Genomic DNA, 3,398 nt, shown 5'->3' with positions numbered 1-3,398 from the left:
TGGTTGCGGGGGCAGGATTTGAACCTGCGACCTTCAGGTTATGAGCCTGACGAGCTACCGGGCTGCTCCACCCCGCGTTGATATCGTTGGGTATCGGGTGACGCTTGTGAGGAGGCAGACAGGGTTGGGTCCGGCTTTTGCAGGCCTGGCAGCGACCTACTCTTCCGTGCCTTGAGACAAAGTACCATCGGCGCTGGGAGGTTTCACGACCGAGTTCGGGATGGGATCGGGTGCAGGCCTCCCGCCATAGCCACCAGGCCGGCAAAAGCCGGACCGCAACCTGTCGGGGACATCCTGTGTCGCGCCGGCCCTCGGGCCCGCGCGGGTCTTCATGGTGTCGAATGATCGTTCCGTGCCGGTGATCGCGTCGTCGAATGGACGCCATTGTCACTGGGCATGAAGGAAGGAGGAGATCAAGCCGATCGAGCGATTAGTACCGGTAAGCTTCATGCGTTGCCGCACTTCCACACCCGGCCTATCAACGTGGTGGTCTTCCACGGCTCTCAAGGGATACCTGGTTTTGAGGAGGGTTTCCCGCTTAGATGCTTTCAGCGGTTATCCCGTCCGAACTTAGCTACCCGGCTGTGCCACTGGCGTGACAACCGGTCCACCAGAGGTTCGTCCACTCCGGTCCTCTCGTACTAGGAGCAGCGCCTCTCAAGTATCCGACACCCACGGCAGATAGGGACCGAACTGTCTCACGACGTTCTAAACCCAGCTCACGTACCACTTTAATCGGCGAACAGCCGAACCCTTGGGACCTGCTCCAGCCCCAGGATGTGATGAGCCGACATCGAGGTGCCAAACAACCCCGTCGATATGGACTCTTGGGGGTTATCAGCCTGTTATCCCCGGCGTACCTTTTATCCGTTGAGCGATGGCCCTTCCACTCGGGACCACCGGATCACTATGACCGACTTTCGTCTCTGCTCGAGATGTCTCTCTCGCAGTCAGGCAGGCTTATGCCATTGCACTCTAAAGCTGATGTCCGACCAGCCTGAGCCTACCATCGCGCGCCTCCGTTACTCTTTGGGAGGCGACCGCCCCAGTCAAACTACCCACCATGCAGGGTCCCGGACCCGGATAACGGGCCGCGGTTAGACGCCAAAAGCCAAAAGGGTGGTATTTCAAGGTTGCCTCCACGCATACTGGCGCATGCGCTTCAAAGGCTCCCACCTATCCTACACAGTCAATTCCTGGCGCCACTGCAAAGCTATAGTAAAGGTGCACGGGGTCTTTCCGTCTAACCGCGGGTACTCCGCATCTTCACGGAGAATTCAATTTCGCTGAGTCTATGCTGGAGACAGCGGGGAAGTCGTTACGCCATTCGTGCAGGTCGGAACTTACCCGACAAGGAATTTCGCTACCTTAGGACCGTTATAGTTACGGCCGCCGTTTACCGGGGCTTCGATTCAGAGCGTGAACCCCTCCTCTTAACCTTCCGGCACCGGGCAGGCGTCAGACCCTATACGTCGTCTTGCGACTTCGCAGAGCCCTGTGTTTTTAGTAAACAGTCGCCACCCCCTGGTCTGTGCCACCCCCCGGAAGTTGCCTTCCGAAGGGTACCCCTTCTCCCGAAGTTACGGGGTCATTTTGCCGAGTTCCTTCAGCATAGTTCTCTCAAGCGCCTCGGTATGCTCTACCAGTCCACCTGTGTCGGTTTAGGGTACGGTCTATACGCTGGGGCTATTTCCTGGAACGCCTTCGCGGCCCGTGCAATCCGATAAGCACGAACAACTTACGGCATTCGTCACCACCAGCAGGCCCAGGAATATTAACCTGGTTCCCATCGACTACGGCTTTCGCCCTCGCCTTAGGGGCCGGCTCACCCTGCGCAGATTAGCTTTACGCAGGAACCCTTGGACTTTCGGCGTGAGTGTTTCTCACACTCATCTCGCTACTCATGTCAGCATTCTCACTTCCGATACCTCCAGGCACCCTCGCGGATACCCTTCACAGGCTTACGGAACGCTCCGCTACCACGTGTCAGAGACACGTCCGCAGCTTCGGTGCATGGCTTTAGCCCCGTTACATCTTCGGCGCAGGATTGCTTGTTTAGACCAGTGAGCTATTACGCTTTCTTTAAAAGATGGCTGCTTCTAAGCCAACTTCCTGGTTGTTTTGGCCTTCCCACATCCTTTCCCACTTAGCCATGACTTGGGGACCTTAGCTGGCGGTCTGGGCTGTTTCCCTCTCGACGACGGACCTTAGCACCCGCCGTCTGTCTGCCGCGCTGTAACTCGCCGGTATTCGGAGTTTGGTTAGGTTTGGTAAGACTTTGGGTCCCCCTAGCCCATCCAGTGCTCTACCCCCGGCGGTAAACACGCGACGCTCTACCTAAATAGATTTCGCGGAGAACCAGCTATATCCGAGTTTGATTGGCCTTTCACCCCTAGCCACAAGTCATCCCCGTCTTTTTCAACAGACGTGGGTTCGGCCCTCCGTCGGGTGTTACCCCGCCTTCAGCCTGCTCATGGCTAGATCACCCGGTTTCGGGTCTAATCCTGCGTACTGAACGCCCTGTTCAGACTCGCTTTCGCTGCGCCTACACCTATCGGCTTAAGCTCGCACGCAAGACTAACTCGCTGACCCATTATACAAAAGGTACGCGGTCACCCCACAAGGAGGCTCCCACTGATTGTAGGCATTCGGTTTCAAGGTCTGTTTCACTCCCCTCACCGGGGTGCTTTTCACCTTTCCCTCACGGTACTTGTTCACTATCGGTCATGCAGGAGTACTTAGGCTTGGAGGGTGGTCCCCCCATGTTCGAACAGGATTTCACGTGTCCCGCCCTACTCGAGGACGTCAAGAAGCACTACCCGTACGGGGCTATCACCCGCTATGGCGCACCTTTCCAGATGCTTCCGGTTCTCTTCTCGACGCCACTGGCCTGGTCCGCGTTCGCTCGCCACTACTAGCGGAGTCTCGGTTGATGTCCTTTCCTCCGGTTACTGAGATGTTTCAGTTCACCGGGTTCGCCTCGACGTCCTATGTATTCAGACGCCGATACCACTTGCGTGGTGGGTTTCCCCATTCGGATATCTTCGGATCAAAGTTTGCTCGCAACTCCCCGAAGCTTTTCGCAGCGTGCCACGTCCTTCATCGCCTCTGCATGCCAAGGTATCCACCAAATGCCCTTAAAGCGCTTGATCTCTCTCAGCTTCCCGTCATGCACAGAGACAACAGCGCCCTCAAGCAGGCCGAAGGCCGATAGGGCAACAAAAAATTCCTTGTCGCACTACCGCTTCGCTACTCGAGTGCCTGTCACTCCACACAAAACGATCATTCTTAAAGACCCTTAAAAAACCGCATGTCCGTCGTCTCACCCGAAGGATATTACCCCCTCGGGATCCACACACAGACATCCGGTTCAGGATGTCTACCTCTTCACAATGTCA

At 56.6% G+C, this 3,398-nt stretch carries 1 tRNA gene and 2 rRNA genes; all 3 read right to left on the bottom strand.

Features of this window, described 5'->3' with window-relative positions:
• The 3 genes from OCH7691_RS22755 to OCH7691_RS22745 all read right to left on the bottom strand — a co-directional run bounded on the left by OCH7691_RS22755 (window position 1) and on the right by OCH7691_RS22745 (window position 3,152).
• Window positions 1-77: transfer RNA gene (locus OCH7691_RS22755), tRNA-Met, on the bottom strand.
• A gap of 66 nt (window positions 78-143) precedes the next feature.
• Window positions 144-258, bottom strand: a 5S ribosomal RNA gene (rrf, locus tag OCH7691_RS22750).
• 151 nt (window positions 259-409) lie between these two features.
• Window positions 410-3,152 (bottom strand): 23S ribosomal RNA (locus OCH7691_RS22745).
• Between the last annotated feature and the right edge of the window lie 246 nt (window positions 3,153-3,398).

It is taken from the genome of Oceanibacterium hippocampi, from assembly GCF_900172325.1.
Lineage (GTDB): Bacteria > Pseudomonadota > Alphaproteobacteria > Sneathiellales > Sneathiellaceae > Oceanibacterium > Oceanibacterium hippocampi.
This window is presented reverse-complemented; position numbering and strand designations above follow the sequence as displayed.